Annotated in this window: 7 protein-coding genes; 3 read left to right on the forward strand and 4 right to left on the reverse strand. The window is 60.7% G+C overall.

Features of this window, described 5'->3' with window-relative positions; genetic code table 11:
- Positions 1 to 862: 862 nt before the first annotated feature.
- Entirely contained in the window at positions 863 to 1,156 is a 294-nt protein-coding gene (locus HF680_RS15600) for a hypothetical protein (RefSeq protein ID WP_045811044.1), read from the forward strand.
- Positions 1,157 to 1,284: 128 nt separating this feature from the next.
- Here HF680_RS15600 and HF680_RS15605 read toward each other — a convergent pair whose 3' ends face one another.
- Complete coding sequence (locus tag HF680_RS15605) at positions 1,285 to 1,794, reverse strand: hypothetical protein (RefSeq protein ID WP_045811043.1); 510 nt, start codon at positions 1,792 to 1,794, stop codon at positions 1,285 to 1,287.
- 602 nt (positions 1,795 to 2,396) lie between these two features.
- Between HF680_RS15605 and HF680_RS15610 the strand changes: the two genes are divergently transcribed.
- Positions 2,397 to 2,717, forward strand: coding sequence for a hypothetical protein (locus HF680_RS15610; protein WP_156146791.1), 321 nt, complete (start codon positions 2,397 to 2,399; stop codon positions 2,715 to 2,717).
- Positions 2,718 to 3,120: 403 nt separating this feature from the next.
- Here the strand turns inward: HF680_RS15610 and HF680_RS15615 are convergent, their stop codons facing one another.
- The 3 genes from HF680_RS15615 to HF680_RS15625 are packed head-to-tail and all read right to left on the reverse strand — an operon-like array spanning position 3,121 to position 4,512.
- A complete protein-coding gene (locus HF680_RS15615; RefSeq protein WP_045811041.1) occupies positions 3,121 to 3,828 on the reverse strand; it encodes an SOS response-associated peptidase in 708 nt (235 codons plus the stop codon).
- On the reverse strand, positions 3,828 to 4,274 hold the full coding sequence (locus tag HF680_RS15620; protein ID WP_045811040.1) for a hypothetical protein: 447 nt from the start codon (positions 4,272 to 4,274) through the stop codon (positions 3,828 to 3,830). Before HF680_RS15620 ends, HF680_RS15615 begins: the two co-directional genes overlap by 1 nt.
- Position 4,275: 1 nt before the next feature.
- Positions 4,276 to 4,512 (reverse strand): hypothetical protein, encoded by a 237-nt coding sequence (locus HF680_RS15625; RefSeq protein ID WP_045811039.1) that lies wholly within the window; start codon positions 4,510 to 4,512, stop codon positions 4,276 to 4,278.
- Positions 4,513 to 4,807: 295 nt separating this feature from the next.
- On the opposite strand from HF680_RS15625, the gene HF680_RS15855 reads away from it, so the two are divergent.
- Positions 4,808 to 4,987: hypothetical protein (locus HF680_RS15855; RefSeq protein ID WP_205196342.1), on the forward strand; the 180-nt coding region annotated here is incomplete at its 3' end.

A 4,987-nucleotide genomic window follows, 5' to 3' on the forward strand; every position in this document is an offset into this window, starting at 1 on the left:
GAGGCGATCAGGGCCTGAGGCGATGGCGTCCTGCGCTTCGTCTCCACCTCCACCCCGCCACCGCTCAGCAGGTTTTTACACGGCCTCGACTCAAAACGGACGTCCAAAAAGGTCCGCTTTTAGGGCTTCATGCGGACGCAGGGGCGGGTGTACTGGGTCACTTATGACTCCTGCAAATGCCGGAGAATCGGCTGACACTGGCAGGTCTCGAGCGGCATAGTCAGCCCCCATCCTCAAATCTGGGCGGCGAACTCAGTGGCGCAATCATCCGAGCTGGCCAGTGGGGCCGGCTTCAGGTTTGAAGACCAGGTAGGCGGCTATTACCCTCGACGCTCGTCGTCGCAGCGACTAGGACTTGGCGATAGGCTAACAGACCCGACGGGAAGCGAGGGCTTGGACGTGCTGTCCAGCATGAAGGCCATCTATTTTTGGGAACTAGGTCTGGAGCACGCTCGACGCGTTACTCTCACCTGATTCAGCCTCGAATGCCCCCGACAGGCCCCACCAGCCTGTTTCCTGCGTCGGCGGCTCCCTTTGACATTGAGGAGGGGATGGTTTCAGCTACCCCGACGGGGGCTCGGTTCCATCAGGAGTATATGTTTGCATGACCGCAGCAATCCCATGGGGCGTGACGCCCTCGCGCCGCTCGTCATCAGGATCAGGCTGGGCAGTGCGCCCCCTGACGTGCGTATCCGCTCTCGTTCTCGGCGTCCTGGGCACTGGAGCGGCCTCATGCAGCGAGGCGCGCGTCACCAACGCAGCCAAGGACATGCAAGCGGCTGAAGGTGTGGCGACGGGGACGCCCGCGCCTCCGTCCTCGATGCGAGTGACCTACGCTAGAGTGCCTGCTGGTCAGGTCCCGATGACGGACGCCCAACTGCGATCGACCTTCGTCGGGAAGCGCTACGTTGATATTCAGCACAGCTCGGCGATCGTCACCGAGGCTTTCGAGCGTGACGGTACCTATCGCTTCGAAAGCGACTACCACAGCTTTGGCGGCGCCTATTGGATCGCTGACGGTTGGATGTGTCGTCGTCGAGACGAGCCCGAGCGGCCTCTGACCGCCTGTTCCCAAGTCTACGCCCTGCCAACAGGCGACATCTCCTACGTCAACGCGGCAAGTGGTCGGTTCCAGCACTACAAGGTCGCAGACTAGGAGGAACGCCCCCATCCGGCGGTCGATCGTGCGTAAAAGCTCCACTAAACCTCAAGGAAGAGCATAGGTAGACCGCCTTTTGCGCATCACTCGGACCGAGCCGTTGAGCGTCTGCCGCAATGACGGTCTCAGAGTTGGCTCGACGTGGGGACGCCACTCCGGAATCGTCGCCGCGCGTGAATTCCCTGGACGCCAGTCATCGCGACGGCCAGCCCGAATAAGCTGATGAAATAGCCCGCTCCATGCCCATACAGGCCATAGGTTAGCGGGGGGATGAGTTCGATCAGCGACCAGGCCAAGGCGAGGTAGTACAAAGGACGCGAGGGAGCGCGGAACGTGACCGCGGCCAAGCACAGGGCGAACAAGCCGACCAGAAGGTTCGCCGTCAGGACCGCCGATTTGTCGTAACCGAACAGCAGGGTGTCGCCGCGGATAGGGGAGATCCAGGCAGAGAAGGCGGAGAAACCGTGGGAGAGCGCGATGGCTACGAACGCCCCGGAGCCAGCTCGGAGAGCGGCGTTGATCTTCCAGGGCTGGTCCAACTTCTGGAACGGGAGCCATTCGATGTAGGGCGTGCGCGTGGGGTGTCGAGCATCCCATCGCGGAGCTTCACGTGGCTTGAAGTTATCGGCGCTCATAGTCGGCCTTTCGTGCAAGGTTGCTCAACCGCGCATCTATCACAACGAGGAGTTGACAGGAGACCGAAGTCACCGTCCATCTAGGCAACCAAAAGTTTTCGGGGCGTCAATGATGACGTGTAAAACTAAAAAACAGTTTCTCATTTAGAGCTTCGGGGACAATGTCGCGGCGAATGATCTTCCGGAGGCCGTTCAAATGGGCATGGAACGCCTTCGGCTTTGATATGACCCTGAAGCTTGCTGGCAATTGGGTGCTTCGGATTGGGGTCTATAATCAGGCTCTGATCATCTCTGAATGGTACCATGGCGGGGATTTCATGGAGACGCTCAAGCTTGAGAATCGAACAACCTAAGATCTTGGCAACTTGGTCGGAGCGGCTCGACCGACCATGATGGCCTCAACGCCTCCTGTCTTATGGGTGGACCATCTCTAGGTCTTCGAAACAGACTGGATGATGCTGTAGTGGAAAAAACTGCCGAGCCGGCGCGTTTTGCTGGTAATGGGGTTAATTCGTTAAAATAAAACGTGGAAAAACAAAGGGGAATAATGGCGCTGCGCGGCGCGTTCCTTGCAACCGGGGAGTGCGGATTGGGAGGGTTACATGGATATTGTGCATTTTAGCGCGGCACGGGCGGCTGGGATAGCGAGGGTTGGGGGCCGTGATCCGGCAACGCCGAGCGTCGTTGAGAGGGTCGTTCCAAAGAGCATTCCAGTTGGTGCGAACGTCAAAGCGGCAAACATGAAAAATCCTCCGCCCCAGGTGAGCGTGGACATGAGTTGGGTGGAAACGCTGCAGTTGGAGGGGCAGCAGCGGTTTGATCGCTTCATGGCGCAACGTCCGGGATTGGGGATATCGGCAGACTTCCGTCCAAGCTTTCAGCCGGGCATCAAGGCGTATCAGGCGGCTCAGTCGCGCGGTTGAACGAGAGGCTGGGTCTCACGGTCGGCGCACAGGGAAAATGTCTAGCCAAAAAGGCTGTGGAGAAACCAACTGAGATCCCCGGTGACAGGCTGTTCGCCATCGCCCCGTCTGAAAACCCAGAAGCGTTCCCCAGCCTCGTCCTCAGCTGGAAATAGTCTCGCATGGCGTCGATCTCCCCGTCGCGCCGCCACCACTCCCCGAAGACTCGTTCAGGACCGTCTGCGCTCTTCACGCGGCGCCCAACGCCCCGCCAAATGAAACTGACGGGCCGCTGATTCGACCGTGTTCGACGCGGCGCTGACCCGTTGGGATTTGTCGCCTGATCCGTTGACCGCAGACCTTGTGGCGAGCGCCAGGACGGGGCCGGATCGTCTTTAAACAACGATCGGAGGCTTTACGCGGTTCAGGCGTCGATAACTGACAGAGCGCCGTCGGGCAGCGGTCGCTGAAGCGCCTTGGCCGTCTCCCACGGCGCCGTCATCCACGCCTCGATCTCGTCGGACTGCATCAGGATCACCGGCATGGCCTTGGGGTGAACCGCGCCGACCTCGGCGTTGGGGTCTGTCGTCAGAAAGGCGAAGACGTCGATCGTCTCCATGCCGGTCTTGATCTTGCGCACGCTTGTGTGGGCCTGAAGGTGAATGCCGGCGAAGAAGGCGAGGGGCTCGGGATCGTCCCCGGCGAGCTTGAACCAGACGGGTCGGTATTTGCCGGCGGCGTCCCGACCTGGTTCGCTGAAGGCCGTGAAGGGGACCAGACAGCGCGACGCTGGCGACAGATGCGGGCGCCAATGGCTGGAGCGGGTGTTGCGGACGTTGGTCGTGCCGCTGTCGGGCTCGAACTCCAGAATTTTCGGAAAGTCCACCTCGCCGCCCTTGGCGCGCAGCTTGTCGGCGCGCTTCGTCGCATTGTCGAAGATCATTCTTTTGGACGACGGCATGCCCCAGCGCGCGGATGCAAGGATGCGCTCTGCGCCCTCCCACCGTACAATTGGGGCTGGATAATCGGGATAGATATCGCCCGGCGCGAGGTTGCCGACGGTCGACCGCATCGCGTTCGCCGCATCCATTATGGCTTGGGGACCCGAGCGCTGGCGATAGAGGTTACACATCAGACCTTGGCCTTTTTCAGATCCGCAGCCAGGGATTTACGGTCCGCCTCATAGGTCGCCTCCGCCTCCTGACGCGCCTTGTTCAGCGTAGTCTGCTGGTCCTCGAAATCAGCCACCTCGGCCTGACGGCGCTCATCCAGATCGGCCAGCGCCGCCTGCAGCTTTTCGATTTTGGCGGCCTTCGCCTTGGATGGTCCCCGAGGTTTGGCGGGTTTCGCCTTTCCGATCTTGCCGACATCGATCGCAAGCCCGCGCTCGACGACCTCGCCAGGAGAGGCTAGGGCGGCCTCGTAATCCGGTCCGCCGGAAAGCTGGCTGGCCAGGCCGGTTGCGAACAGATCTTGCTTTGAGCCCCAGGCCTCCAAAGCCTTGGGTCGCGAGCTTGTGGCGACGGTGAAGGCATGGAAGCCGTCGGACCAGGTGAAGACCTTCAGCTTGGCCGCCATGTCAGTCGATCAGTCCGCGACGCTGCATGTCCATGATGATGGGATCGGTCAGCGAAGCGATGACCTCCATGTCAAAGGCGTCCTCCGCTTCCGTCTCATCGGCAAATGAGCGTGGTTGGTTCTGGCGTAGGGTTGAAAGCCGCCAGGACGACTGGACCACCTGCTGACGGACCAGATGCTCGATGCGTTGAAGGCGAACGCCAGCGCGCGATCTGATGAGGGTCTTGCGTGTCGCCATCAGTCAGTCCTCCCAACCGAACCCTTACACGCAGGCCGACGAATGTGGAGTCGCGACCGCGCAAAGACCGCGTTCGAGCGCCATCGGCAACGAATCAGTTTGTCAGCGCCCTAACAACGTCTGGTTTTGACTCCAAGGCGACCTAAGGGATGTCAGCTTCTAGGCAACCAACTTCCAACAGCGACCGCTCGATAACGAGGATAGGGTTAGACCCTTGGCTGATATCGCAACGCCAGTTGCTGGACGTAACGGCTGCGCTTGAGTTAGTTATGCTTGCTGACGTCGGAGTGAAACGATGCGTGCAGCTTGGATCGGGGCGGTTGCTGTCGGCATTTTGGCCGGATCAGCGCCGAACGCCCTTGCGGCGGTCTCCCAAGTTCAGGCCGCGCCCCAAGAGGCGGCCCAGGGCGACGCTACAGTCGCTCTGACCTATGCGGCCGCTCAACGACGTGTTCGCTCCAATTCCAGTCTCGGT

Origin of the sequence: Brevundimonas huaxiensis (assembly GCF_014218725.1) — a bacterium.
Classification (GTDB): Bacteria; Pseudomonadota; Alphaproteobacteria; order Caulobacterales; family Caulobacteraceae; genus Brevundimonas; species Brevundimonas huaxiensis.